Source organism: Riemerella anatipestifer (assembly GCF_009670965.2).
In the GTDB taxonomy this organism is placed as follows: Bacteria; Bacteroidota; Bacteroidia; order Flavobacteriales; family Weeksellaceae; genus Riemerella; species Riemerella anatipestifer_B.
The window spans coordinates 113,359-138,361 of sequence record NZ_CP073239.1 but is presented as its reverse complement, the minus strand read 5'-3'; the positions used below and the strand labels follow the sequence as shown (position 1 = coordinate 138,361).

At 35.6% G+C, this 25,003-nt stretch carries 22 protein-coding genes; 12 read left to right on the top strand and 10 right to left on the bottom strand.

Annotation, left to right across the window (positions count from 1 at the left end; all coding sequences use genetic code 11):
- Nucleotides 1-39 precede the first annotated feature (39 nt).
- Entirely contained in the window at nt 40-3,222 is a 3,183-nt protein-coding gene (gene carB / locus D1J36_RS00605) for a carbamoyl-phosphate synthase large subunit (protein WP_154137031.1), read from the top strand.
- A gap of 48 nt (nt 3,223-3,270) precedes the next feature.
- On the opposite strand, the gene D1J36_RS00600 is transcribed toward carB, so the two are convergent.
- Nucleotides 3,271-3,510 (bottom strand): hypothetical protein, encoded by a 240-nt coding sequence (locus D1J36_RS00600; RefSeq protein WP_154137030.1) that lies wholly within the window; start codon nt 3,508-3,510, stop codon nt 3,271-3,273.
- Here D1J36_RS00600 and D1J36_RS00595 point away from each other — a divergent pair.
- Entirely contained in the window at nt 3,503-3,658 is a 156-nt protein-coding gene (locus D1J36_RS00595) for a hypothetical protein (protein WP_185147730.1), read from the top strand. The two genes, D1J36_RS00600 and D1J36_RS00595, sit on opposite strands and share 8 nt — an antisense overlap.
- Here the strand turns inward: D1J36_RS00595 and D1J36_RS00590 are convergent.
- Genes D1J36_RS00590 through D1J36_RS00580 form a run of 3 tightly spaced genes read right to left on the bottom strand, consistent with a single transcriptional unit; the run spans nt 3,655 to nt 6,082 of the window.
- Nucleotides 3,655-4,557 carry an ABC transporter ATP-binding protein gene (locus D1J36_RS00590; RefSeq protein WP_154137029.1) on the bottom strand — a complete coding sequence of 301 codons (903 nt, stop codon included), beginning with the start codon at nt 4,555-4,557 and terminating at the stop codon, nt 3,655-3,657. The two genes, D1J36_RS00595 and D1J36_RS00590, sit on opposite strands and share 4 nt — an antisense overlap.
- Before the next feature lie 3 nt (nt 4,558-4,560).
- Nucleotides 4,561-5,538 carry an iron ABC transporter permease gene (locus D1J36_RS00585; protein WP_154137028.1) on the bottom strand — a complete coding sequence of 326 codons (978 nt, stop codon included), beginning with the start codon at nt 5,536-5,538 and terminating at the stop codon, nt 4,561-4,563.
- 4 nt (nt 5,539-5,542) lie between these two features.
- Nucleotides 5,543-6,082: a TlpA family protein disulfide reductase gene (locus tag D1J36_RS00580; protein WP_014938475.1), complete on the bottom strand. Its 540-nt coding sequence runs from the start codon at nt 6,080-6,082 to the stop codon at nt 5,543-5,545.
- Nucleotides 6,083-6,109: 27 nt separating this feature from the next.
- On the opposite strand from D1J36_RS00580, the gene D1J36_RS00575 reads away from it, so the two are divergent.
- The 4 genes from D1J36_RS00575 (at nt 6,110) to D1J36_RS00560 (ending at nt 9,792) form a co-directional block, all read left to right on the top strand.
- Nucleotides 6,110-7,213 (top strand): 2Fe-2S iron-sulfur cluster-binding protein, encoded by a 1,104-nt coding sequence (locus tag D1J36_RS00575; RefSeq protein ID WP_154137027.1) that lies wholly within the window; start codon nt 6,110-6,112, stop codon nt 7,211-7,213.
- Between the two features lie 2 nt (nt 7,214-7,215).
- Nucleotides 7,216-7,827 carry a SanA/YdcF family protein gene (locus D1J36_RS00570; protein ID WP_154137026.1) on the top strand — a complete coding sequence of 204 codons (612 nt, stop codon included), beginning with the start codon at nt 7,216-7,218 and terminating at the stop codon, nt 7,825-7,827.
- 83 nt (nt 7,828-7,910) lie between these two features.
- The gene (locus tag D1J36_RS00565) at nt 7,911-8,837 is read left to right on the top strand and encodes a mevalonate kinase family protein (protein ID WP_154137025.1); all 927 of its coding nucleotides are present in this window, start codon (nt 7,911-7,913) and stop codon (nt 8,835-8,837) included.
- A 16-nt stretch (nt 8,838-8,853) separates the two neighbouring features.
- Nucleotides 8,854-9,792, top strand: coding sequence for a UbiA family prenyltransferase (locus tag D1J36_RS00560; RefSeq protein ID WP_154137024.1), 939 nt, complete (start codon nt 8,854-8,856; stop codon nt 9,790-9,792).
- 71 nt (nt 9,793-9,863) lie between these two features.
- Here D1J36_RS00560 and D1J36_RS00555 read toward each other — a convergent pair whose 3' ends face one another.
- On the bottom strand, nt 9,864-11,534 hold the full coding sequence (locus D1J36_RS00555) for a glutamine--tRNA ligase/YqeY domain fusion protein (RefSeq protein WP_154137023.1): 1,671 nt from the start codon (nt 11,532-11,534) through the stop codon (nt 9,864-9,866).
- A gap of 247 nt (nt 11,535-11,781) precedes the next feature.
- Between D1J36_RS00555 and dapF the strand changes: the two genes are divergently transcribed.
- Genes dapF through D1J36_RS00540 form a run of 3 tightly spaced genes read left to right on the top strand, consistent with a single transcriptional unit; the run spans nt 11,782 to nt 16,194 of the window.
- On the top strand, nt 11,782-12,543 hold the full coding sequence (gene dapF / locus D1J36_RS00550) for a diaminopimelate epimerase (protein WP_154137022.1): 762 nt from the start codon (nt 11,782-11,784) through the stop codon (nt 12,541-12,543).
- Between the two features lie 9 nt (nt 12,544-12,552).
- Nucleotides 12,553-13,578: an endolytic transglycosylase MltG gene (gene mltG, locus D1J36_RS00545; protein WP_154137021.1), complete on the top strand. Its 1,026-nt coding sequence runs from the start codon at nt 12,553-12,555 to the stop codon at nt 13,576-13,578.
- Between the two features lie 27 nt (nt 13,579-13,605).
- Nucleotides 13,606-16,194 carry a TonB-dependent receptor domain-containing protein gene (locus D1J36_RS00540; protein WP_154137020.1) on the top strand — a complete coding sequence of 863 codons (2,589 nt, stop codon included), beginning with the start codon at nt 13,606-13,608 and terminating at the stop codon, nt 16,192-16,194.
- A gap of 32 nt (nt 16,195-16,226) precedes the next feature.
- Here D1J36_RS00540 and D1J36_RS00535 read toward each other — a convergent pair whose 3' ends face one another.
- The 5 genes from D1J36_RS00535 to D1J36_RS00515 form a co-directional block, all read right to left on the bottom strand.
- The gene (locus tag D1J36_RS00535; protein WP_154137019.1) at nt 16,227-16,745 is read right to left on the bottom strand and encodes a methylated-DNA--[protein]-cysteine S-methyltransferase; all 519 of its coding nucleotides are present in this window, start codon (nt 16,743-16,745) and stop codon (nt 16,227-16,229) included.
- 90 nt (nt 16,746-16,835) lie between these two features.
- Nucleotides 16,836-18,290 carry an LptF/LptG family permease gene (locus D1J36_RS00530; RefSeq protein ID WP_154137018.1) on the bottom strand — a complete coding sequence of 485 codons (1,455 nt, stop codon included), beginning with the start codon at nt 18,288-18,290 and terminating at the stop codon, nt 16,836-16,838.
- Nucleotides 18,291-18,459: 169 nt separating this feature from the next.
- Nucleotides 18,460-19,107 carry a LolA family protein gene (locus D1J36_RS00525; RefSeq protein WP_154137017.1) on the bottom strand — a complete coding sequence of 216 codons (648 nt, stop codon included), beginning with the start codon at nt 19,105-19,107 and terminating at the stop codon, nt 18,460-18,462.
- Between the two features lie 11 nt (nt 19,108-19,118).
- Nucleotides 19,119-21,614 (bottom strand): FtsK/SpoIIIE family DNA translocase, encoded by a 2,496-nt coding sequence (locus tag D1J36_RS00520; RefSeq protein WP_154137016.1) that lies wholly within the window; start codon nt 21,612-21,614, stop codon nt 19,119-19,121.
- A gap of 69 nt (nt 21,615-21,683) precedes the next feature.
- Nucleotides 21,684-22,121 carry a type I restriction enzyme HsdR N-terminal domain-containing protein gene (locus D1J36_RS00515; protein WP_154137015.1) on the bottom strand — a complete coding sequence of 146 codons (438 nt, stop codon included), beginning with the start codon at nt 22,119-22,121 and terminating at the stop codon, nt 21,684-21,686.
- A 4-nt stretch (nt 22,122-22,125) separates the two neighbouring features.
- Here D1J36_RS00515 and holA point away from each other — a divergent pair, with 4 nt between their 5' ends.
- The 3 genes from holA to D1J36_RS00500 are packed head-to-tail and all read left to right on the top strand — an operon-like array spanning nt 22,126 to nt 24,992.
- Nucleotides 22,126-23,163, top strand: a complete 1,038-nt coding sequence (holA, locus tag D1J36_RS00510) for a DNA polymerase III subunit delta (RefSeq protein ID WP_154137014.1) — start codon at nt 22,126-22,128, stop codon at nt 23,161-23,163.
- 29 nt (nt 23,164-23,192) lie between these two features.
- Complete coding sequence (locus D1J36_RS00505) at nt 23,193-24,215, top strand: glutaminyl-peptide cyclotransferase (protein ID WP_154137013.1); 1,023 nt, start codon at nt 23,193-23,195, stop codon at nt 24,213-24,215.
- Nucleotides 24,216-24,224: 9 nt separating this feature from the next.
- Nucleotides 24,225-24,992 (top strand): hypothetical protein, encoded by a 768-nt coding sequence (locus tag D1J36_RS00500; protein ID WP_252339396.1) that lies wholly within the window; start codon nt 24,225-24,227, stop codon nt 24,990-24,992.
- Nucleotides 24,993-25,003: the final 11 nt, after the last annotated feature.

The window sequence follows — 25,003 nt, the reverse complement described above, 5'->3', positions numbered from 1 at the left end:
GTAAACTTTAATGACCTTTAGATTCTAGAAAAAATAAAAATGAAAAGAACAGATATAAAAACAATATTAGTAATTGGTTCAGGACCGATTATCATTGGTCAAGCTGCCGAGTTTGATTATTCGGGGACACAGGCGTGTCTTTCCCTAAAGGAGGAAGGCTATCGCGTGATACTCATCAACTCCAATCCTGCAACCATAATGACTGATGTAGAAATAGCCGATAAAGTCTATATCGAGCCTATTTCTTTGGAGTTTGTTAGCCAGATTATTCGCAAAGAAAGACCAGATGCTTTGTTGCCAACGCTGGGCGGACAAACAGGGCTTAATATGGCGGTAGAATTAGAAAAATCAGGGATATTAGAAGAGTGCAAAGTAGAAGTTTTAGGAACAAAACTTTCAGCGATTAACCAAGCCGAAGACCGAGATTTATTCCGTGAACTGATGCGAGAACTCGGAGAGCCAGTCCCAGAATCGGATATTGTGAATACGGTAGAACAAGCCCTTAACTTTGCTAATACGATTGGCTATCCGGTGATTGTTCGTCCTGCCTTCACGATGGGCGGAACGGGAGGCGGTATCGCTTCCGATGAAACAGAGCTTAAAGAAATTGTAGCGAATGGGCTTAAATACAGCCCTGTAACCCAATGTTTGATTGAGAAATCCATTGCAGGATTTAAAGAGATAGAGTACGAAGTGATGCGTGATGCCAACGATAATGCCATTGTAGTATGTAATATGGAAAACATAGACCCTGTGGGCGTACATACAGGCGACTCTATTGTGGTAGCTCCTTCGCAGACGCTTTCGGATAGAGAGTATCAACTGTTGAGAAACGCCTCGTTGAAGATTATTAGAGCTTTGGGGATTGAGGGCGGCTGTAATGTCCAGTTGGCTTTAGACCCACATTCGTTCAATTATTATATCATTGAGGTTAATCCGAGGGTGTCCCGTTCTTCGGCATTAGCGAGTAAGGCAACGGGCTATCCGATTGCCAAGATAGCGGCTAAAATAGCGGTTGGGCTTACCTTAGATGAAATTATGAACCCAGTTACGGGCAAAACTTATGCGTGTTTTGAACCAGCGTTAGACTATGTGGTTACCAAAATCCCAAGATTTCCATTTGATAAATTTGAAACGGCCGACCGTCGCCTTTCCACTCAAATGAAAGCCACTGGCGAAGTAATGGCGATTGGGCGAAACTTCGAGGAGTCTTTACAGAAGGCTATTCGCTCGTTGGAGACAGGCATCAGACACTTAGGATTAAAAACCAAACAAGCGGCACAGCTTACGCCAGAAGAAATAGAAAGACGCATCAGAGTTTGCGATGACGAGCGATTGTTCATCATTGGTGATGCTTTGAGGAGAGGCTACGATTGGGAGCAAATTGTAGAATGGAGCAAGATTGATAAATTCTTCATTTGGAAACTTAAAAAACTGGTGGACTTTGAGAAAATCATTGCCGAAAATAAATTCAATGTCGAAACGCTTAAAGAAGCTAAAAAGTTAGGCTTCTCAGATTTAAACATTGCACACCTTTGGGGCGTTACCCAGAGGGAAGTTTTCAATTTCCGAAAAGAAAACGCCATTATGCCAGTCTATAAAATGGTAGATACTTGTGCAGCAGAGTTTGAGAGCGAAACGCCTTATTTCTACGGTACTTACGAGGAGGAAAACGAAAGCGTGGTAACAGAAAAAGAGAGTATTGTAGTTTTGGGTTCAGGACCTATCCGTATTGGGCAAGGGGTAGAGTTTGACTATGCCACCGTGCATTCCGTTTGGGCGATTAAAGAGATGGGCTACGAAGCCATTATCATCAACAACAATCCCGAAACCGTATCCACCGATTTCTCTATTTCGGATAAACTCTACTTTGAACCACTTACAGAGGAAGATGTGATGAACATTATAGAACTTGAAAAGCCTAAAGGAGTGGTGGTTCAGTTCGGTGGACAAACCGCAATTAACTTAGCGGACAAACTATCGGCTCACGGGGTTAAAATTTTAGGAACCTCTTTGGAAGATTTAGACCGTGCAGAAAACCGAGATAAGTTTGAAAAAGCCCTTCAAGAATTGGGTATTCCTCAACCTTTGGGTAAAACTTCTACTTCTAAAGAGGAGGCGATTGCCATTGCGAATGAGATTGGCTATCCTGTTTTGGTGCGTCCGAGCTATGTCTTGGGGGGTAGGGCGATGGAGATTGTCTATACCGAGCAAGAGCTTACCCATTATATGGAACACGCCGTAGATGCCAGCCCAGAACACCCGGTACTTATAGACCGCTATGTAACGGGGAAAGAGGTAGAGGTAGATGCCATTTCTGATGGCGAAACGGTGGTAATTCCAGGGATTATGGAGCATATCGAAAGGGCAGGGGTACACTCTGGCGACTCTATTGCGGTGTATCCGCCACAAAATCTTACGGAAAAACAAATCCACGATTTAGAAGACTATACTATACGATTAGCGAAGGGGCTTAATGTCGTGGGATTGATGAACATTCAGTATGTGATAGACCAAAGCGGAGAGGTGTTTGTGATTGAGGTCAATCCTCGCTCCTCCAGAACGGTGCCTTTCCTCTCTAAAATTACCGATGTGCCTATGGCAAACCTTGCCACTAAGGCGATATTGGGCAAATCTTTAGCCTCGCAAGGTTATACTAATGGGCTCGTGCCGAATAAGGACGGCGTTTTTGTGAAGGTACCAGTATTCTCGTTCTCTAAACTGACTAAAGTGGATATTTCTTTAGGACCAGAGATGAAATCCACAGGTGAAGTGATGGGGAAAGATGTTACCTTAGAAAAAGCCCTTTATAAGGGAATGATAGCTGCAGGTAGAAAAGTGCCAACCCACGGAGCGATACTCTTTACGGTAGCAGATAAGCACAAAGAGGAAGCGGCTGTTTTTGCGAGGAGGTTCCACGAGGTAGGCTTTAGAATCTGGGCAACGGAAGGAACGGCGAAATACTTTGAAGCTAAAGGCATACCAGCCAAAATAGGCTATAAGATAGGCGAGGAGGAAGTGAATTTGATAGACCTTATCCAAAAAGGAAAAGTGCAATATGTGGTTAATACCACTACCATAGGTAAGAAAACGGAGCGAGATGGGTTCCAGATTCGCCGTATGTCGGTAGAAAATGGGGTGCCTTGCCTCACTTCTATGGATACGGTGGAAGCTATCCTAAAGGTGATTGAGTCTATGAGTTTCAAGATGCAGGCAATGTAAATGAACCAAAAGCGAGGAGAATTTCCTCGCTTTTTTAGTTTAATTCAATTAGATTTTAGAATAAATCCCTTGGGCTATTTGACAACTTCTACTAGATATTAAAATCAATCCTCTAGGTATTAAATTAGACCCTTTAGGTCTTACATTAGACCCTCTAGGTATTAAAGTAGAGGTTTTAGGTATTAAATTAGACCCTTTAGGTTTTACATTTGACCCTCTAGGTATTAAAGTAGAGGTTTTAGGTATTAAATTAGACCCTCTAGGTCTTACATTTGAGCCTATGGGCATTAAAGTAGAGGTTTTAGGTATTAAATTAGACCCTTTAGGTCTTACATTTGACCCTCTAGGTATTAAAGTAGAGGTTTTAGGTATTAAATTAGACCCTATAAATTCTTTTGATTTTAAGCGAAGTTTAGGATTAAAGCCCTCAATCTAGGCTTTAAATAGTGGTAACATTTCTGCAAAGGAGCCGCAGCGGTGCGTGGCAAGTGGGGTAGTGATGAGCCATTCGGTAGAGGTATAGGTAAACTCATAGCAAGAAAGGTTGGCTTTGGTGTGTTTTTTAATGAAACTCAATAGCAGTTCTTTTTCTCTTTCTGGGGCGTTGATGAGTGGCATTGCGTAAGTTTCGGCTAGTGGAGTGTGTAGTGGTAGCTTTAACAAGACATCTTCTGCCATACCTGCTGTTAGTTTGCCGTGTTCTAGAAACCAAATTTGGTCAGAGAAATCCTTTGCCAATCGCCAATCGTGGGACGAGAATAAAACAAGTTTACGGTGCTGTTGAGCCAACTCTCGTAGGAGTGTCAGGATAGCCGTTTTATTGTATTCGTCTAGATGGGTGGTAGGCTCGTCTAGTATCATTACAGGCGTGTTTTGAGCCAAAGCTCTGCCTATAAAAGCCTTCTGCAGGTTGCCATCGGATAGGGTGTTTAGTTTTTGATTTTTATAACGCTCCAGCCCAAGGTGGGTAATGATGTTTTGTATTTCGGCTTGGTCTTGCGAGGTCAGTTGAAAATAATATGGGTAGTGAATGAGTTTGCCTAAAGCCACCAAATCGGTTACAGTATAATTTTCGGGAAGGGTGTATTTAGAAAAAACAATGGAAACTAGCTGTGCCATTTCCTTTGGAGCTAAAGTGGCAATAGCACGATGATTGATGAAAATCTGCCCCGCTAAAGGCTTGAGCTGGTTGAGTATAGATTTTATTAAGGTGGTTTTACCAATGCCATTATTCCCCATAATGAGAACCACTTCGCCTAGATGGGCTTGGGCATTGATGCCTTGGATGAGTGGCTGCTGGTAGCCAATGTTGAGGTTGCGGAGTTCCAAAAACATAGTTTAATACTTAGAGCGTTGCTTCATCATCATTACTAAAATCACTGGGATTCCGAATAAGGAAGTGATGATATTTAAAGGCAATTTACTGATTTCGGACAGGATAGAAAACAACTCCATAATAGCAATGCCTAGCGTGAGGTTAAGCACCCACTGATGCCAAAGCAGGGCGGGACTGAAAATCATTCTACAAAAATGAGGCACCACAATACCTATAAAGAGGATAGGTCCAAGGAAAGCAGTTACACTAGCAGAAAGTAGAGATGAGGCTAAAATCACCGATACTTTAAGAGCATTGGTATTGATGCCGAAACTTTTGGCATAAGCGGTTCCTAGAGTGCTACCGATGAGCGGTTTTATACTTCGGAAGCTAAAGATTAGCCCAATACCGATAAGGATAACGAGGATTATCATTTGGTTATGGTTGAGTTGGTTATTTGCACCAAAGCTCCAGAGAATGTAGTTTTTTAGGCTTTGATTTTCGGCGTACACTTGCAAAATGGAAATGATGGCGCCTGCCAAAGCGGAGATTAAAAATCCAAAAATCACAAGAAAGGTGTTGTCCCGAAATCTATTAGAGAGGAGTATAAGGAAGAACATCAGTCCCAAACTGCCCATAATTGCCACGAGGCTGATAAATCCGTTTTGTAAAAATTCGGGAATGAGAAGTTGATGCGAAAAAAAGATATAAAATGCCACACTCAAACTAGCGATGGAAGTAATGCCCAATACCGATGGTCCTGCCAACGGATTTTGGAAATATTCTTGCAGCAGAAAGCCAGAGGTAGGTATCGCCATACCAGCGAGGAGGACGGCTAAAGTCCTATTGATTCTCAACGAAGCAATATCTGATTGAGGTGTGTTTTGGAAGAAATCTTTTAGGCTTAAATCTAGATAGCCTACATTCAAATTGACGATAACCAAAACGATTATCGCCAATAGAATACTAACCATTAAAATACCGAATTTGCCTCTAAGCATCAGTTTATTTTAAGAATGTAGCAAGGAGCTGGTCTAGGTCTTCTTTAGACATACTGCCTTCTATTTCTTCGGTTTTGTTACCTTTTCTAACTAGAGTAAACGGAATGCCTTCTCCACGCCAAATTTTAAAATTTTGACTGAAAAAGGCGTCATCAAATTGTTGTCCGTCAAACAAAAGGATATGTTTAGAAAGTTGTTGTTCTTCCCCGAATTTTTTAACTTCTGTGTTCCAATCTTTTTTATCGTCTATACTCACAAAAGTAAATTTAACGGGCTTGCCATCTAGCTCCTTCATTTTTTCTTTGAAATGAGGAATTTCCATCATACACGGTCCGCACCAAGTTGCAAAGAAATTAGTTACATAGATAGTGTCGTTTTCTTTAGCCTTTATTAGTTGGCTAAGTTCGTCTTTAGAAACTTCTTTAAGAGTTTGTTCTACCTTGGTGCTATCGCTAGAAGAAGAGGTGGTTACAGTTTCTGTTTTTTTGTCGTTGCAGCTTATTACTAGAGCCGTAAGTGCGAGTGTTACTAAGATTTTTCTCATAATTTTTTTATAAATTTGTCCACTATTATGAATGAATTAAATTCGAAGACTAAAACCCCCGATTTTAAAGGGCTAAAGGTAATTAAAAAAGAAGAAATTACCAAAAATGCCTTTCTTTTGGCGTTAGAATATGGGGACAAAGAGTATTTCCGCTTTAAATCTGGGCAGTATGTAAAGCTAAGGCACGAAGGCGAAGAAAATGATTATAGCATCATTAACGCTCCTTATGAAAATAAGTTGGAATTAGTGCTGAAAATCAATACACCTCAATCTTTTGCACAGAAGATATTTAACCATTACTCGGTTGGGGATATTATTGAGGTTTCTGCTCCCAAAGGACGCTTTACTTTGGCAGATAAACCGAGTGAAAAGCGTACTATATTAGGCTATGCAGGTGGGGTAGGCATTACGCCTATTATTTCGCATTTAAAGCATATTTTACACACAGAGAAAGGCACTCGTTTTTACCTTTTCTATTCTAATAAAACCAAGTCGGAGGTTATTCTTAAGGAAGAACTGGAGGCTCTGGAGCAATTCTACGGAGATAGATTGAAAGTTTACTATTTCTATACCCAAGAAGAAGATGCCAATGCCTTATTTTCTGGCAGAATAGATAGACATAAAATGAACCTTATCATCAATCAAATATTACATTTGGACGAAGATGATGAAGAATCTACCATTTGGGACGCTGTGGACGAAATTTTGATTTGTGGTCCTGCGGAAATGATAAAGGAAGTGGCAATAGGAAGTTATGAAAATGGTATTCGTAAGAAGAATATTCATTTTGAATTTTTTGATACTTACGAAGGAACTATCTTCCCTGAAGAAGAAACTTTCCCTAAAGTAGAAAATATTAAGGTGGAATGGAAAATAGATGGAAATTCTTTCTCTAGAGTGGTGCTAGAAAATAATGATGGAAAGCTATTGCAACAGATTTTAGATAAAGGTTATCGTTTGCCATATTCTTGCAAGTCGGGTAGATGTGGGGCGTGTAGATGTGTGCTAGAAGAAGGCGAAGTAGAAATGACCGAAAATGAATATCTTACCGATAAAGAACTTTCGCAAGGAAAGATATTAACTTGTACTTCGGTTGTTCTGTCGGATAAAATAAAACTTAATTTTGATTAGTCTTGAGGCTACTAAAGGGCATATTTAAAACTATTTTAGGATTGGCAGAGCTAATGGTGTTGGCTATGATGCTTGCTAATCTGTGGGTGTATGCTCTTACCAACGGTAGAACTTATACTAAGGTTAGTAAAATTCCGGCTAGAGAAGTAGCTTTGGTTTTGGGGACTTCGCCTAAAATGAGGTCGGGGATTGCTAACCCTTACTTTACAAAACGAATGGAGGCTGTTTCTGCACTTTATCATTATGGGAAAATAAAGAAAATCATAGTAAGTGGAGAAAAAAGTCCATACTACGATGAGCCTCAAGCGATGACTAACTATCTCATTAGAACCGAAGGTATCCCAGAAAGTGTCATCATACAAGACCCTAAAGGCTTTAGTACTAAGGAAAGCATTGTAAGATGTAAGAATAATTATAAGAAAAACGAGGTTATTATTATATCTCAAGGGTTTCATAATTTGAGAGCTTTATTTATTGCAAGAAACTTGAATATGAATGCTTTAGCTTTTGGTGCTCAAGATGTTACTAAACCCGAAAGTTTTTATAGAAATCATACTCGGGAGTTTTTGGCAAGGGTACAAGCAGTGGCTTATTTTATTTTAGGGATAGACTAAATCACAAGCACTAAGAATATTTTAAGATTTATTTAAAAACTTTTAATAAATTTATATCTTTGCATTATAAAATATGATAACGAATGGCTAACCCACTTTTTTATGCTAAAATCTTACTTTTTGGAGAATATGGCATTATAGAAAATTCTCAGGGGCTTACGCTACCTTATAGTTTTTATAAGGGTACTTTAAAATTTTCTGATTTGTCCTCTGATTTTGAACGTCAATCTAACCAATCGTTATTAAAATATGCTGATTATCTTCAGAATTTAACTTTGCCAAAAGGCTTTGAACTAAATGTATCTGAGCTTAAAAAAGATATAAGCAAAGGATTATTCTTTGATTCTAATATTCCACAAGGATATGGCGTGGGGAGTTCGGGTGCGTTGGTAGCGGCTATTTTTGAGCGTTATTCTCTTAAAAAATATAATCCAGAGCACATTAGTAAAGAAGACTTAAAACAGTTGAAAAAAGTCTTTGGAGAGTTAGAAAGCTATTTTCATGGTAAAAGTTCGGGGATAGACCCGCTAATCTGTTATATGAACCTGCCTATCCTCATAGAAAACAAAGAAAATGTAGATAGGGTTTCTATTCCTAAAGAACAGCAAGGTAAGGGAGCGATTTTTCTTATAGACTCTGGTGTGGTGGGTGAAACGGGACCAATGGTTCAGATTTTCTTTGAAAAGTTAAAACAAGAAGGATTTAGAAAGACTTTGAAAGAGGAGTTTATTCGTTATAATAATGCTTGTATAGAAGCCTTTCTAAAAAAGGATATGAATCCGTTTTTTAAGAATTTAAGGAAGTTGTCCTTATGGGCTTACGAGAATTTTAGACCAATGATTCCAGAAGGTATATTTAATGCTTGGAAAAAAGGCTTGGATACCAATACTTATTACCTCAAACTTTGTGGTAGTGGAGGCGGAGGCTATATATTAGGGTTTACTCAGGATTATGATAAGGCGGAAAAAATGTTGGAAGGTTTCAAAAAAGAAGTAATTTATCGTTTTTGATGAGTAATGTAATTAAATGCAGCTATCCAACTCTGATTTTCAAAAATTAAGATCTAAACTAGAACGCCGTAGATGGTTTTACAGAGCCTCTCAGATGGTCAGCCTAATGCTTGGGGCTAGGGTGTTTGTTTTGGCTTTTTATGTTTTTACACTTTATGTATCCACCTATTTTTTGTTTAATCAAGAAGAAAGTCTTAGAGCTTTTGTATTTGATTATAAGGTACATGGGATTATTTTTTGTTCCTTGCTCTCCATAGCGGCAGGAGGGCTTATCAATCAGTTTTACGATAAGGAAAAAGACCGAATTACCAAACCTTTCAGAAGTTATTTTCAGTCCTTTGTTAAAGAGAAATATATTCTTTACTCTTATTTATTACTTAATGTATTGTCGTTGGGGATAGCGTTGGCTCTTTCTTACCGAATTTTAATTTTTTTCCTCATTTATCAGTTTCTAATATGGTTTTATAGCCATAAAATGAGCCGAATAGCAGTAGTGAATAATCTAACTTATGTATCGTTATCGTTGTATCCTTTTTTTGGATTATTGGTTTACTATCAGCATTTTTCAGGTTTGTTGTTTCTAATGTCTGTTTTCTTGTTTGTATTACTTTTGATAATAGATATTATTAAAGATATTGTAAGTAGAGCGGCTGATAAACTCTTTGGATATGCTACTATACCTGTATTATTTGGGAACACTAAAACAGTATACCTGTTATATTTATTATTGATAACTAATTCTTTGGCTTCTTATTTAATAGTAAACGAATTAAAATATTTTAATCTAGTTGCTTATTATTTTTCAGTATCTATTTTGGTTTATTTATTAGCTGGAATTTCACTGTATTTTTTTAGATATTCTAAAATGTCTAGGCTTATCAACGCTCTTAGAGTATGGGTTTTTATAGGTGTGATTTTTATGTTGCTCAATGGTATTTTTGAGAAGATAGTGTAAGTTATATAAAATAAAAAAGTCAAATACAATTTCAAGCATTTGACCTTTTTTATGATTTAAAAATATTTATTTTACTCAGGTTTATACGAATCTTTAAGGGTAACCGTTCTATTGAAAACCAGTTTCTCCTCTGTAGAATCTTGGTCTTTCGTAAAATATCCTATCCTTTGGAACTGAAGTGGTGCTTCTGTATCCACTTCTTTTAGTGATGGTTCGCCATAACCTTGTACTACTTTTAGAGAATCAGGGTTGAGGTATTCTAAGAAATCGGTTTCTTTTTCTGCATCTGGCTGTGCCGTAGTAAATAGGCGGTCGTAAATTCTCACTTCAATAGGCAATGCGTGTTTTGCGGAAACCCAATGTAGTGTTCCTTTTACCTTTCTAAGGCTTTCTTCTGTGCCACTTCCAGATTTTGATTTAGGGTCGTAAGTAGCGTATATCGTAGTGATTTCTCCATTTTCATCTTTCTCTACACGCTCTGCCTTAATTATATAAGCTGATTTTAAACGCACCTCGCCTCCTAATTTTAGTCTAAAGAACTTCTTATTAGCCTCTTCTTTAAAGTCTTCTCTTTCTATGTAAAGTTCTCTAGCGAAAGGAACGGTTCTAGTTCCTGCATTTTCATCTTCAGGGTTGTTTTCTGTTTCTAGCCATTCTTCCTCGTTTTCAGGGTAGTTTTCTATAATAAGTTTTACAGGGTCTACCACTGCCATTACTCTTTTGGCTTTTTTGTTGAGTTCTTCTCTTACAAAAAATTCTAGTAGTTGTACATCAATTAAATTTTCTCTTTTGGTAACACCTACTCGCTCAATAAAGTTCTTAATAGCAATAGGTGGATAGCCTAATCGTCTCATACCAGAGATAGTAGGCATTCTAGGGTCGTCCCAACCAGTAACTACTTTTTCAGCTACTAGACGCTGTAATTTCCTTTTAGAAGTAATCATATAAGAGACATTCATTCTAGCGAATTCTCTTTGTTTAGGAGCATTTTTTCCTTCCTCATAGACATTAGATAAATACCATTCGTACAATGGGCGATGATTTTCAAACTCTAATGAACATAGCGAGTGAGAGATTTGCTCCAAATAATCACTTTCACCATGAGCCCAATCATACATAGGGTAGATTTTCCACTGTTCGCCTGTTCTGTGGTGTGGTCTTTTCAAGATACGGTACATCACAGGGTCTCTCATGTTCATATTTGGAGAAGTCATATCTATTTTAGCACGAAGACTCATACTACCTTCTGGGAACTCCCCATTTTTCATTCTTTCAAACAAGTCTAAAGATTCTTCTATTGGTCTATTTCTGTAAGGAGATTCTACTCCGTCCTCAAAAGGTGTTTTTCTTTGAGCTGTAATTTCTTCCGAAGACTGTTCATCTACATAAGCCTTGCCTTGTTTTATCATTTCTACTGCCCATTCATAGAGTTGTTGGAAGTAGTCAGACGCATACAGCTCTTTATCCCATTTAAAACCTAGCCATTCTACATCTTTCTTTATAGAATCCACAAATTCTTGCTCTTCTTTTTCTGGATTGGTATCATCAAATCTTAGGTTTACGGGAGCGTTATATTTTTCGCCTAAACCAAAATTGATGCAGATGGCTTTAGTATGCCCAATATGTAAATAACCGTTAGGTTCTGGTGGAAAACGAAATCTTAATTTTTCTTTAGGGAGTCCGTTTTCTAAATCGTTTTCTATAATTTGTTCAATAAAATTGAGTGATTTCTTTTCTTCCATAAGGGTTGTAATAACTTAAGATGCAAATTTAGAAATTTTTTGTGAGTTAAAAACTTTGTTTTTTCTTATTTGTGTATAGTTTTGGCATAGATTGTGCATATTGAACTTCATCATAAATAGTTTTTTCAAAACACAAATGCTGAAGAAAGATTAGGCTGTTCATCTATTATTTTAATAGAAGTCAGCCTTATCTTATTTTATGTTGATTGGTATAAAAAGGTTACATTTGCAATATTAAAATATCTTTATGCTTACTTTTTATAAATATCAAGGGACTGGTAATGATTTTATTATGGTGGATAACCGCCAAATGGATTTTAATAAAAGCAAAGAAAATATAGCACATCTTTGCCATAGGCGTTTTGGAGTGGGAGCAGACGGTCTTATTTTGCTAGAAAATTGTCCTGATACTGATTTTAGAATGGTCTATTATAATGCTGATGGAGCAGAAAGCACAATGTGTGGTAATGGCGGGCGTTGTTTGGTGGCTTTTGCACATTTTTTAGGTGTTTTTGAAAATAAATGTACCTTCAATGCGATAGATGGACTGCATGAAGCAGAAGTAAACGGAGATGTAGTAAAACTTAAGATGATAGATGTTTCTAGCATTAGTAGAGATACATCTGATTTTGTGCTTAATACAGGTTCTCCTCATTATGTGAGATTTGTTTCGGAGGTAGAGAAGTTAGATGTTTATAAAGAAGGTAAACAAGTGAGGTATTCCGAAAAATATCAGAAGGAAGGCATCAATGTTAATTTTGTTGAAAGAATAGATGATGAGACTCTTTTTGTGCGTACTTATGAACGAGGCGTGGAAGATGAGACTTATAGCTGTGGCACAGGAGTAACTGCATCTGCATTATCTTTTATTCAGGATAAGAATAGAGATTCTGTAAATATTAAAACTCTGGGAGGTAATCTCAAAGTTTATGCTGAAAAGAAAGATGTAGGCTTTTGTAATGTGTGGTTAGAAGGTACTGCGGTGCAGGTTTTTAAAGGAACTATTTGAAATTAGAAAATGAAAAAAATAATCGGATTTATATTTGCTATTGTCCTTGTGGTGGGCGGTTATTTCGGATACAGTTTTTATAAGAAATACTACGGAAATAATGTTTCAAAAGAAGGTGTATTTTATATTCCAAAAGAGGCCCATTTTGAACAGATATTAGATTCTGTTGCTCCTTATCTTAAAGATAAAGAAAGTTTTAAACAGGTAGCGTTGAGCAAAAATATGAATCGTTTTTTCCATACGGGACGCTATAAAATTACCGAAGGTATGGATAATACAGCTTTGGTAAATATGATAAAGGCAGGCAATCAGTCGCCTGATAACTTTAGAATTATTGCTTTTGATAATGTTTACCAAATGATGGGGCGTGTAGCCAAAAAAACGGAGGCAGATTCTTTAGCCTTTATAAAAGAGTTTAACCAAATTGCTCAATCCAAAGGTCTGTCAGAGGCGGAAGACTTAAAAAAATATTTCTTTATAGATACTTATCAGTTTTTTTGGACGGTGAGTCCGAAGGAGTTCTTTGGTGTTTTTGAGAAACAATACAACGATTTTTGGAATGCTGAACGCTTAGAGAAAGAAAAGAAGTTAGGTTTAGATAGAAATCAAATTTATGCTTTGGCTTCTATTGTGTATAAAGAATCTGGCGGTAGGATAGATGAACAGAAGACCATTGCAGGGCTATATCTTAACCGTTATAGAAAGGGTATGAAACTACAGTCTGACCCTACGGTAATTTACGCTATTAACCAATCAAGTGGCTTTAATAAAGTGATTAAAAGAGTGTATTACAAAGATTTAAAAACGTCTTCGCCATACAATACTTATGCTAATGTTGGTATTCCTCCTGGACCTATTTGTGTAACAGATAAAAACTCAGTAGATGCAGTGCTAAATGCCGAAAAACATGAGTATATCTATATGTGTGCAGACCCACAGAAAATAGGTTTTCATAAGTTTACAAGTAGCGATGTAGAGCATGCAAAAAACGCAAAAGCATATCAAGATTGGCTTAACGAAAAACAAATAAAGTAAGTTTTTATCATAATTAAATTTTAGAAAATGAACACTCATAATATAGAAATCGTTAGTATAATTAGAAAGAAAACTTTAGCTCTTACCATTACGGTAGGAGTGGCGAGTTTTGCTTTTGCTCAACAAAAAAATATGGTTTTGGGTAGAGTAGTAGATGCCTATAATCAGCCAATACCTTATGCTTCTGTGAGTTTTGAACATCAGACTAACAAACTTTACAGCGATGCGATTTTAACAGATGAAAAGGGAAATTATAAATTACCACTTAACGCGGGAGTTTATAAAATTACTATCGAAGCTATAGATTTCAAACAAAAAATACTCACTAAAGAAATTCTTTCAGGAGGAAGTTTAGGCGATTTTAAAATAGAAAAAGAAACAACTGTAACTCACGCTAAGACTAAGAATATAGAAGGCGTTACCATTACCGTGAATGCTCCTAAGCCTTATAAAGTAGAGCTAGATAAGAAGACTTATGATGTTTCTTCCGACTTGGTAAGCAAGGGTGGGAGTTTGCAAGATGTATTGCAAAATGTACCTTCGGTAGATGTAGATACAGATGGGACAGTTTCTATGAGAGGAAGCTCTAATGTGAGGTTTTTAATAAATGGTAAGCCGTCATCTATGTTGGGTATAGATGATGGTGCTAATGCATTGCAATCAATCCCTGCGGAACAAATAGAAAAAATAGAAGTTATCACCAATCCATCTTCCAAATTTGAGGCTTCTGGGACTTCTGGGATTCTCAATATTATTCTGAAAAAAAATAAAAAAACAGGGTTTAATGGTAGTGTTATTGGGTCTATTGGTTATCTACCGCAGACTAACCTTAATGCTAATTTGAGCTGGAGAAAAGGTAATTTTACTTGGTTTATCAATGGTGGTGGCGGTTATAGAGAATCTAAAGGAACTACCAGAAACAACAACTTTTATAAGAAAAATGATGCCCAAGTTAATCAGCTGCTAGAGTCTAGGCAAAACGGAGAACGAAACACCGCAATGGATACCTACAATGCTACTGCAGGTATAGTCTATGATTTGGGTAAAAATACTTCTATCAACGCTTCGGGAGCGATAAGAACTTTTAAAGGTACGGAAGACGCTTTTACCAATTTCCGTTATCTTTACGACAATACTATTTTGCCAACACCTTACACGGTGAGAAATAGTAAAGGGACTAGTGATAATTTGGCGTTTCAAGGAGATTTAGGTTTAGACCATAAATTTAGTGATAAAGACAACCTTTCCTTATCGTTGAGTTATCAGAAAAGTAAAAACGATGCTTATACCATCATTAGTCAAGAGTCTAATAATATTTTTGATGCCTTGTTTTTGGCAGACTTAGCTAGTCCACATCTTAGTTTTCAAACTAATGATAATTCTCAATCTTCAAAAAATCAAACCATTATTGCTAAGGCAGATTATGAGCTTAACATCGGAGAAAATTCTAAACTAGAATTGGGTTATCGTTTGGATAGCAATAATAATCAATATGATAACATAGCGAATAGAAGTCTAGGGGCTGGTGGAGCGTTTTCGCCGTTGGGTATGTTTACTAATAATACAGTTTATAATGAGTTGTTCAATGCGGTGTATGTTCAGTTTAAGAGCAAAATAGGGAAATTAGGCTATCAGGTAGGATTGAGAGACGAACTTTCTAATATTAAAATAGACTACCAAAACCTAGCGGAAGGTAAAATAATTGATAATAAAATCAAAAATTACAACAATCTTTTCCCTAGTGTATATTTGAGTTATGATATTGCTAAAAATAATCAGTTGTTGGTTAATTATTCTAGAAGGATAGATCGCCCTAGAGCCTTTTTCTTAGTCCCATATTTTTCATTAACAGACGACCAAAATGTCTTTAGAGGAAATATGGATTTGAACCCATCTTATGTGGACTCATACGAACTAGGATATAGCATACAGAAGAAAAAATTTACCATTAATCCAACTCTTTACCTAAGACGCACGACAGATGACAATAAAATGTTGGTTTATAGAGAAGATGAAAGAACCAATATCTTTTATGTGACGCCTATCAATTTAGGTACGGATACCAGATACGGGCTAGATCTTAATGGTACGGCGGACCTTTATCCTTGGTGGAAGATTATGGCAAGTGTTAATCTATTCGCTTATAAATTAGACGGACAAACTTCTTATTCTGTAATAGATAAAAATGGAGCATCGGCGTTGAGAAATGCCTCATTCGTAGGGAAAGGTTTTTCTAGTATAATGCGACTTAACTCTACTTTTAGGATAGATAAAACATTAAGTATTCAGTTGCAAGGATTTTACAGAGGTGGTACTAAAACCGAGTTTCAAGACAGAAAAGCAATGTATGCCATTAATTTCGGAGCTTCTAAAACCATTTGGAATGGTAGTGGGACTTTGGCGTTTAATGTTCAGGATATATTCAATACTAGAAATAGAACGGTACATACTTTTACCGAAAATACCACTAGAGAATCTTATATGCAGTGGCAACCGAGACAAATCAATCTATCTCTAACTTACCGTTTCAAACAAGGAGAAAAGGTAGAACAGCCTAAACGAAAAAGAGAGGGCAACTATTCGGAAGACTTTGAAGGTGGTGGCGGTATGCTCTAATTGAGACTGATGTGTTAAGAATTAAATAAGTATTAATCTTGTTGGTGGGCAAGGCTTTTTTCAAGTTGTACTAATTCCTCCTTACGCCAAAGTCCACCAGCATAGCCTGTGAGTGTACCATTGCTCCTAATAACACGGTGGCAAGGCACTATAATAGCAATCTTATTGAGGCTGTTAGCGTTAGCTACAGCTCTCACTGCTTTTGGGCTATCCATCATTATGGCTTGTTGTAGATAGCTTTTGGTACTTCCGTAAGGTATTTTAAGTAGAGTTTGCCAAACTTGTTTTTGGAAAGGCGTCCCTAATAGTTGTATTGGGACAGAAAATTCTTTTAAATTTTGATTAAAGTAGAGATTTAATTCTTTCTCTAGGGTCTCTAGATGTGGGTTTGAGATTTCTTTAATATTACTATTGTTTAGAGTGGAATATAGTTTTTTTAGTTCTGTATCTAAATGTTTTTTATCTGTGAATTCTAATAGATATATCCCATTATCATCAGCAATAGCAATCATTTCACCTAAAGGAGTATTTATAGTTTTTGAATAGAGCATTTTGATAAAAATTGTAAAGCTAAACTAGCTATAAAAGAGATAATTAAAGTATGTAACTGACATATTTTGAAAATAAAAAGAATAATGAATCTATTGATACCTCTTATGTTCTTTATTCTTTGAGAATTTCTGTATTATAGGTTTAAAGAAAGCTTTATACTTTTCAGCATCTAAAATTTGCGAATCTGTAAGTGCTTTTATAGTAAACCATATACCTAGAGGAGCTAGTATTAAGTTTGGGAGCCACGCTGCTAAATAAGGGTCGAGTTTCCCTTTCCAAGATAGATTTTCTACGGTCAAGTTAAGAACATAAAAAATAATGAATATGACAATCGCAATAACCACAGGAAAGCCAATGCCTCCTTTTCTGATGATAGAACCCAAGCTAGAGCCTATTAAGAAGAAAATAATACAAGTTATGGAGAATGAAAGTATCCTTTGCTGATACATAATCATCTTGCTACGTTGTTTAAGCATCTCGTATAACTCAGGGTCTTTATTACTTTTTTTGTCTTCTTTAAGAGTGTTTATTTTTTTATATGCATTGTAAAGAATTTCTATTTTCTTCTCTTTTTTTAGAGTATCAATTTTGAAAGGTTGTGTAGCTTTTTTATTTTTTGATTTATCTAGGTAATTGACATAAAAATTATTCTGAGCTACTAGCTCGTTACTAATATTATCAAACCTAGTCTTTTGCTCTTTTTCTAGCTGAGCTATAGAACCATTGATGTCTAGATAGGTTTGGAATTGATAATTTTCGGTAATTTTTTCTTCTTCTATGGCTTTGTTTATAAATTCACTTACATCAAAATGGGTTACTAAACTATCGAATTTTATACTTTTGTTAGGTTGTTTAGTCCTTTCATTATAATTGTAGCTAGTATTTTCATCTTCATAAACATAGCCTTTATATAAGATGAGTTTTAGATAATTTCTGTTTTGTGCAGGTACAAACTTCCCTTTAGGGGCAATAATAGTTTGTTGTGGATTATTTCCATTTACTTCTTTGTGGATGATAATACCTTCTAAATTCTCGCCATTTTCTCCAGAAATTTTATCAAATTTTACAGATGCTCCAGGTATCGCTCCGATAAACTGACCTGCAGTAAAGTTAAGTGCAGGTTTGGTGACCGCAATATTGTAGAGCATATTTTTGGCTTTTCTATTAAAGTCTGGAATGACATTGTTAGAAAAGATAAATAAAATGATGGAGAGTAGCGTTACAACGAATATGAGCGGACGCATAATTCTAAATAACGAGATACCTGCCGCTTTCATTGCTGCGAGTTCGTAGCGTTCACCAAATGCACCAAAGGTCATTATGGAAGAAAGGAGTACCGTAAGAGGGAGTACCATATTAACTACGCTAACACCCATATAGAACAATAGTTTGCCTATTTCAAAAGGAGAAAGCCCTTTGCCTGTAAACTGCGAAAGTTTAATCCAAATGATGTTAACCAAGAAAATAAAAAACAATACGCTGAATATGAACAAAAAGGGTCCAAAAAAAGTTTTAATAATATAGCGGTCTAGTTTTTTCAGCATATCTTGTATGATTACAAAATCAATTTAAAAGCCACAAAGATAAAACCTCTGTGGCAATTTTTATAGTTTTTAATAATAATTTTTTAACATCTACTTTTATTGTAAAACTGAAAAATATTGTCTAGAAAACTCCTTTTAAAGCTATATGAATTAACGACTATATTAAAGCTTAAAGTTCAGTAATGATGTAATTTTGATATTTTGATTTATTAAAGCTAAAAGTATCAGCACTTAAGTTTTGATTACTTTTAAAATCTTTGATATCAATCACAGCAATATCATTATCCTTGGATTGTTGTTCTAGTTTTAAAAGCTCTTTTTTACCAGCATCTACAAAAAGATAAACATATTTTATTTCACTTTGTTTAGTGGGTTTCATTCTTACCAAATCAGCTACCTTGCCTGTGCTGATTTTCTTTTTGCCTAGATACTCAATATCATAGCCCTTCTTGTAATCGTCTAGATAGCTCATAGGGGAAAACATTGCTGTATCGTTGTTAGGCATTGCTATGGTAACCTCTTGGTCTTCATCACTGATATTGTAAACTTTTTTTCCGTCGAATATTTGTTCGGTTCCCATTATCTTAAGTTTATATTGAGAACCGTTAGAGTAGAAAATCCCTGTTTCAGCTTTCTGAACTTTATTTTTGCCAGAGCCATATAAAAATTTGAAATAGGTGTTCTTTTTTGATTTATAATTAGCTGATACACCGTCTAGAAGAGCCTTCGCCTTTGTATCAACTTTTTGAGCTGATAGGTAAGAAATACTTCCTAGAGATAGAGCAATTAATCCTGTTTTTTTTAGTATAGATTTCATAGATTGTTTTTTTAATTTCGTTTCATAGATTCCAAAAACTGTTCCAATGATGTTAAATCTTGGATAAGGACTTCCCTCGCTTTAGAGCCATTGAAACTGCCTAAAATCCCAGATGCTTCTAGCTGGTCTACAATTCTACCTGCTCTGTTGTATCCCAACTTGAGCTGTCGTTGCAACATCGAAGTAGAGCCTTGTTGTGTGGAAACTACAATCCTTGCTGCTTCTTCGAAGAGGGCATCTTTTTCATTAGGGTCAAAATCGCTACTAGAACTGCCATTGTCTTCACCATTATATTCAGGTAATTCATAAGCGTCAGGATAACCTTTTTGTTCGCCTATAAAATCAGCTATTTTCTCAACTTCAGGTGTATCTATAAAGGCACATTGTACACGGATAATATCATTACCATTGGTGTAGAGCATATCTCCTTTGCCTATTAGTTGGTCAGCACCAGTTGCATCTAATATCGTTCTAGAATCCACGCTTGCATTCACTCGGAAAGATACTCTAGCAGGGAAATTCGCCTTTATCATACCTGTGATGACGTTTACCGATGGTCTTTGGGTTGCAATAATCAAATGAATCCCAACCGCACGAGCCAACTGTGCCAAACGAGCAATAGGGTGTTCTACCTCTTTACCTGCCGTCATAATAAGGTCTGCAAACTCATCTACTACCAAAACGATATAAGGTAAATAACGGTGTCCGTTTTCTGGATTTAGTTTTCTTTCAGTGAATTTTTTATTGTATTCTTTAAGGTTTCTACAGAAAGCATTTTTAAGTAAATCGTACCTGTTATCCATCTCAATACACAGAGAGTTAAGTGTATTGATAACCTTAGAATTATCTGTAAGTATAGCCTCTTCGGTATCAGGTAGTTTGGCTAAATAGTGTCTTTCTATTTTGGAATAAAGCGAAAGTTCCACTTTTTTAGGGTCAACTAATACTAGTTTAAGTTCGCTAGGGTGTTTTTTATAAAGTAAAGAAGCTAATATCGCATTGATTCCTACGGATTTACCTTGTCCTGTAGCTCCTGCCATTAGGAGGTGAGGCATTTTGGCTAAATCTGCCATAAAGACCTCGTTAGAAATGGTTTTACCGAATACAATAGGCAAATCCATATCCGTGGTTTGGAACTTTTGAGAAGCAATTACCGAACGCATAGATACCATAGACGCATTTTTTCTAGGTACTTCTATACCTATTGTCCCTTTACCAGGCATAGGTGCAATAATACGAATCCCCAACGCCGAAAGGTTAAGAGCTATATCATCTTGTAGTTTTTTAATAGACGCTACTCTTGTACCTACTTCTGGTACTATTTCGTAGAGAGTAACGGTAGGACCGATGGTTGCTTTTATCTGTGCGATACCTACATTAAAGTTTTTTAGAAGTCCTACAATTTTATTTTTGTTTTCCTCTAGTTCTTCTTTATTGATGGTAATTTCTTCGTTGCCATAGTCGGCTAGTAGTTCAATGCTAGGCATTTGGAATTTAGCTAATTCTAGTCTATGGTCATACAGTCCGTGTTTTTTTACTAATTCACTAGCGATATCTTCACTTTCCACAACTTCTACAGGAGCTGTTTTTTCTATACTGAAATCAATATCATCATCATTTAAAACCTCTTCCTTAGGAGTTGATTCTAAAGAAACTTCTACAATATTTTCCTTTTTAGTTTCCGAAGTTTTGTTAGGTGTCGCAATGATTTCGGCTGTAGATTGAGGCTCTAAATCAAAATTGATATTATCAAAGGAGATATTTTCCTTTTTAGTAGGAATTTCTACTTTTGGAGTAGAGATAATATTATTAGTGGGTTCTTCTTTGACTAGGTTATCTGTATCAGAGTCTAAATCTGTGGTATCCTCAGAAGAAGCATCTTCATTTTCTTCGTCATCTTGGAAACCTGTTTTAGCTTTAATGTTTTCTAAAGTAGAAGTCGCTTTATCGTTAAGATGGTCAAACTTAGCTTTAATAACGCTCGGACGAAGGTTAAACTCTAAAACAAAGTATAAAGTAATACTAGTGATAAGGATAAGCCAAAGCCCAAAATCTCCGATGAATACGCTTAGGTAATCATATATTTGAAAACCATATACGCCACTTAAAACACCTTCGCCTTTGGTAATGGCTCCAATAAAAATAGGCAACCAACAAATAAAAAATAGTGAATGAGAAAATGCTTTTAAAGGTTTAAAGTATTTCTTTTTAAGAACTAAAGTTCCTAGCATAAAGATTAAGAAAGCAATAATAAAGGCACTTATTCCAAAACTTTCAAAGATAAACAGATTTCCTAGCCAATCTCCAAATTTTCCTATAAAATTAGAAGATTTTACAGATTTGTCCGTAAGCATTCCTGCTTGGCTTTGGTCAGACTTCCAACTTCCCAAATAAGAAATGAAAGAAAGAACTAAGATGGCAGAAATTAAAATTAAACTTACGCCTATAATAATACGCCCTTTGGATAAGGTTTTACTAGGAGTTTTTATATCTTGTTTTGGATTCATACTCTAAAAATTATAAGAATTGCAAATTTAACAATTAACAATGATAAAATAGGCTAGACTACTTATAAATTAGTATAACTCTCTCTTGTAGAATGTGTAATTTTCATTCTCATATTTGGCATAGATGTGTTGCACGCCATTACTTAAAATAATTTCGGGGGATTTTATAATGCTATTATATCTCGCGATTTGTTCAAAAGTAGCTTCGGTAAGAGGAACGGAAGGAGCTTTACACTCTATTAAGATTTTAGGTTTCGCCTTTTCTGTAACTAGTAAATCTAGGCGTTTTGTTGTTCCGTTAAGTTCTAGTTTTTGTTCTGTGATAAGGGCGGAAAGATGATAACCTTTAGTCTTGTGGAAATAATGTATCCAGTGTTGTCGCACCCATTCTTCAGGTGTAAGCACCAACCACGATTTTCTTGGTAAATCGTAAATAAAAAATGTATCTTTGTCTTTCTTAAACTGGAAATCAAAAGTTTCCTTAAAATCAAGTTTTGGAAGTTGCATTTTTATGAAAGAGTTAGAAATAATCCTCAAAAATATTAAAAATAAAGAACTTCTCCCTATTTATTTTTTTCATGGGGAAGAGCCTTATTATATAGATGTAGCGGTAAAACATTTTGAAAATGAAGTCCTTACGGAAGATGAAAAAGCGTTTAATCAAACCGTAGTTTATGGTAAGGATACTACCTATTCGGAAGTGTTGGCGTTGGCAAGGCAGTTCCCAATGATGGGCGATAAACAACTTATCGTACTCAAAGAAGCCCAAGATATTAGACTTACAGAAAAAGAGACAGAAGCTCTAGAAGCCTATGTTAATAATCCTGTACCATCTACCATTTTGGTAATCGCTCACAAGCATAAAAAAGTAGATTCTAGAAAAAAGTTTGCTAAAACTTTGGCTAAGAACAAGATGCTTTTCCTTAGCGAACCTGTCAAAGATTGGAATTTACCTCAATTTATACAAGATGAAATTTCTAGAGCAGGACTAAAAGCAGAGCCTAATATCCCTACAATTTTAGCCGAATATCTAGGGAATGACCTTTCTAGAATAGCTAATGAAATCAATAAACTTAAACTGATTTTAAAGGAAGGAGAGATACTTAATAGCCTTCTTGTAGAGAAACATATTGGGATTAGTAAAGATTATAATGTATTTGAACTACAAAAGGCATTAGGAACAAAGAATGAAGAACAAGCGATGAAAATAGCTTACTACATTGGTAAAAATCCAAAATCTAATCCGTTTGTGATGATGTTGGGTAGTTTGTACAATTATTTTTCTAATCTCATTGTTTTTCATAGCCTTAAAGGTATGTCGCCACAGAGTATTGCGGCAGAGATGGGTGTTAATCCTTATTTTATTAAAGATTATGAAACTTCGGCGAGACTTTATCCGCTAAAACACGCTACTAGAATTATATCTATTCTTAGAGAATTTGATATGAAAAGTAAAGGTCTAGGAGCGGTAAATATGACGGACGCTGAGCTTCTGAAAGAAATGGTTTATAAAATTTTGAATGTAGATAAAACAAAAGTTAAAGTATAATTAAAAACTGGAAAATAAAGATTCTAATTATGAAAAAAAATATTATTGTGGCTTGTTTAGGCTTAATGCTTTTAGCCTCTTGTAATAAAGATAAAGAGATATTAAATACACTTAATGAGTATAATCTTTCTATGGAAGAAAAAGGCTATCATTTTGGTGATGTTATTAAACTTCCAGAAGAGGTTACTAAAAATGCTGAGACGATAAGTATTAGTTTTGGAGATAAAGAAATATCAGACCTTAAGATTACTCCTGAAGTATTTAGTTTAGGCGATAACGAGGTGTCTTTTGTTATTAAAACTAAAAGTGGCGAAACATTAACTCAAGATGCAACTATCTATGTTTTTGCTAAAAATCCAGAACAAAATTTAAGTTATACTATCGTAAACGAATATCCACATAGTACCGAAAACTTTGTGCAAGGGTTTCAGTTAGAAGGGAATACCATTTACGAAAGTGATGGGCAAAATGGCAGCTCTAGAATCTTAAAATATAATTTAGGAAGTGTAACACCTTTGGCGGTAACACCACAGTCTAATGAAATTTTCTCGGAAGGTTCTACTATTGTGGGCGATAAAGTTTATCAACTTACTTGGCAAAACAAGAAAGGGTTTATTTATGATAAGGCTAGTTTAAAACTTTTATCAGAATTCCCTTATCCGGGTGCAATAGGCGAGGGGTGGGGACTTACCTATGATGGTAAAAACCTTATTTTATCAGATGGAACAAAAAATCTTTATTTTTTAAATCCTAATAACCCGTCTGAAATTGTTAAGCAGATTGCTGTAGCAGGAAACACCCAAGCTTATGACCGACTTAATGAGCTAGAATATCATCAAGGGTTTATTTACGCTAATGTGTGGCAACAGCCTTATATACTGAAAATCAATCCGAATACAGGAGAGGTTGTGGGGAAATTTGATTTTTCAGAGATATCTAAAAAGCACACCACGGGAGAAGATGATGTCTTAAATGGAATTGCCTTCAAAGGTGAAAATATGCTAGTTACAGGAAAAAATTGGGATAAAATCTACGAGGTTAAGATTAAATAATTTAGTGAAGTGCGAACCCTTGTCTTCGTTATAAGTTTTTGGGTAGCAAACCTTTCTGCACAGGTTATTGTACCTATAGATGAGAAGGTATTAAAATCTGTGCAAGATATTTTTATAGATGATTATGAAAATATCTACCTATATCAGAATAACGATTTTAGCTTTACCAAATATAACATACAAGGACAAAAGCAAGGACGAATGATGATGGTATTTCCGTTTAAGGTTCAATCGGTGCAAAATCCTCTTAATATCGTTTTGTTTTCAGAAAATCAGCAAGAAATAAAAATGCTAGACCAAAACCTTAACGAAATTCAAAGTCTTAAGCCTAGCCCTAGCCAGAGTGCTAGTTATATTAGCCATTTGTATATGGAAAATCTACAATTGATGTGGCTGCTCAATCCTATGTCTAAAACCTTGTTGCAGTATCATTTCAGAGAAAATAGATTACTTAACTCTTTTGTTTTAGATATAGATTTTAACGATATTAAAGATTTCATCGTAGATAATGGCTTCTTATATTATTTGCAAAATGACTATTTAATAAAAATGTCCTTAACCTCAAAAAAGGTTCAAAAAATAGAAGTGCCATTTGCTAGAAAATTAAGGAGAGAAGGAAACTCTATTTTTGTGATTACCAATACTTCTGTAATTGAGTTGAAAGAAGATAAATTAAAAACTGTTTTTTCTGAACCTAAAGCTCAAATTGTGGAAAAAAATAACAATGGATATTTGGCTTTGATAGGGGACAAACTTTATCTTTACGAACTTTTTTAAATCAATAATTT

Bases quoted from the DNA above. Each gene is read 5' to 3' on its own strand.
- carB (WP_154137031.1), top strand. From the start codon at position 40: ATGAAAAGAACAGATATAAAAACAATATTAGTAATTGGTTCAGGACCG.
- D1J36_RS00595 (WP_185147730.1), top strand. From the start codon at position 3,503: ATGGGCATTAAAGTAGAGGTTTTAGGTATTAAATTAGACCCTTTAGGT.
- D1J36_RS00600 (WP_154137030.1), bottom strand. From the start codon at position 3,510: ATGCCCATAGGCTCAAATGTAAGACCTAGAGGGTCTAATTTAATACCT.
- D1J36_RS00590 (WP_154137029.1), bottom strand. From the start codon at position 4,557: ATGTTTTTGGAACTCCGCAACCTCAACATTGGCTACCAGCAGCCACTC.
- D1J36_RS00585 (WP_154137028.1), bottom strand. From the start codon at position 5,538: ATGCTTAGAGGCAAATTCGGTATTTTAATGGTTAGTATTCTATTGGCG.
- D1J36_RS00580 (WP_014938475.1), bottom strand. From the start codon at position 6,082: ATGAGAAAAATCTTAGTAACACTCGCACTTACGGCTCTAGTAATAAGC.
- D1J36_RS00575 (WP_154137027.1), top strand. From the start codon at position 6,110: ATGAATGAATTAAATTCGAAGACTAAAACCCCCGATTTTAAAGGGCTA.
- D1J36_RS00565 (WP_154137025.1), top strand. From the start codon at position 7,911: ATGGCTAACCCACTTTTTTATGCTAAAATCTTACTTTTTGGAGAATAT.
- D1J36_RS00560 (WP_154137024.1), top strand. From the start codon at position 8,854: ATGCAGCTATCCAACTCTGATTTTCAAAAATTAAGATCTAAACTAGAA.
- D1J36_RS00555 (WP_154137023.1), bottom strand. From the start codon at position 11,534: ATGGAAGAAAAGAAATCACTCAATTTTATTGAACAAATTATAGAAAAC.
- dapF (WP_154137022.1), top strand. From the start codon at position 11,782: ATGCTTACTTTTTATAAATATCAAGGGACTGGTAATGATTTTATTATG.
- mltG (WP_154137021.1), top strand. From the start codon at position 12,553: ATGAAAAAAATAATCGGATTTATATTTGCTATTGTCCTTGTGGTGGGC.
- D1J36_RS00540 (WP_154137020.1), top strand. From the start codon at position 13,606: ATGAACACTCATAATATAGAAATCGTTAGTATAATTAGAAAGAAAACT.
- D1J36_RS00535 (WP_154137019.1), bottom strand. From the start codon at position 16,745: ATGCTCTATTCAAAAACTATAAATACTCCTTTAGGTGAAATGATTGCT.
- D1J36_RS00530 (WP_154137018.1), bottom strand. From the start codon at position 18,290: ATGCTGAAAAAACTAGACCGCTATATTATTAAAACTTTTTTTGGACCC.
- D1J36_RS00525 (WP_154137017.1), bottom strand. From the start codon at position 19,107: ATGAAATCTATACTAAAAAAAACAGGATTAATTGCTCTATCTCTAGGA.
- D1J36_RS00520 (WP_154137016.1), bottom strand. From the start codon at position 21,614: ATGAATCCAAAACAAGATATAAAAACTCCTAGTAAAACCTTATCCAAA.
- D1J36_RS00515 (WP_154137015.1), bottom strand. From the start codon at position 22,121: ATGCAACTTCCAAAACTTGATTTTAAGGAAACTTTTGATTTCCAGTTT.
- holA (WP_154137014.1), top strand. From the start codon at position 22,126: ATGAAAGAGTTAGAAATAATCCTCAAAAATATTAAAAATAAAGAACTT.
- D1J36_RS00505 (WP_154137013.1), top strand. From the start codon at position 23,193: ATGAAAAAAAATATTATTGTGGCTTGTTTAGGCTTAATGCTTTTAGCC.